This is a genomic window from Peribacillus folii (assembly GCF_030271255.1).
GTDB lineage: Bacteria > Bacillota > Bacilli > Bacillales > DSM-1321 > Peribacillus.
In genome coordinates this window covers 1-460 of the sequence record NZ_JASJOM010000036.1, presented here as the reverse complement: position 1 = coordinate 460, position 460 = coordinate 1, and the positions used below count along the sequence as shown (strand labels likewise).

The 460-nt window shown below is 49.3% G+C and carries 3 tRNA genes and 1 rRNA gene; all 4 read left to right on the top strand.

Annotation, left to right across the window (positions count from 1 at the left end):
• Nucleotides 1–25: 25 nt before the first annotated feature.
• The 4 genes from rrf (at nt 26) to QNI08_RS22415 (ending at nt 443) form a co-directional block, all read left to right on the top strand.
• A 5S ribosomal RNA gene (gene rrf, locus QNI08_RS22430) occupies nt 26–141 on the top strand.
• 45 nt (nt 142–186) lie between these two features.
• Nucleotides 187–261: transfer RNA gene (locus QNI08_RS22425), tRNA-Asn, on the top strand.
• A 3-nt stretch (nt 262–264) separates the two neighbouring features.
• Nucleotides 265–337 (top strand) — tRNA-Thr (locus tag QNI08_RS22420).
• A gap of 31 nt (nt 338–368) precedes the next feature.
• Nucleotides 369–443: transfer RNA gene (locus QNI08_RS22415), tRNA-Glu, on the top strand.
• Nucleotides 444–460: the final 17 nt, after the last annotated feature.

Sequence of the window (460 nt, the reverse complement as noted above, 5' to 3'; positions counted from 1 at the left end):
TGAAATCCTTCAAAAATGAATCTGGTCTGGCAGTGATGGCGAAGAGGACACACCCGTTCCCATTCCGAACACGGAAGTTAAGCTCTTCAGCGCCGATGGTAGTTGGGGGTCTCCCCCTGTGAGAGTAGGACGTTGCCAGGCTATTCATTTAAATCTTTAAATGGGTTTTAGGAAACATTATATTATTCCGCAGTAGCTCAGTGGTAGAGCATTCGGCTGTTAACCGAACGGTCGTAGGTTCGAGTCCTACCTGCGGAGCCATATGCTTCCATAGCTCAGTAGGTAGAGCACTTCCATGGTAAGGAAGAGGTCAGCGGTTCGAATCCGCTTGGGAGCTTCCCGATCTATCTATGAACACAATAAAGTCCGGCCCGTTGGTCAAGCGGTTAAGACACCGCCCTTTCACGGCGGTAACACGGGTTCGAATCCCGTACGGGTCACCATTCAACATTTTTAATTC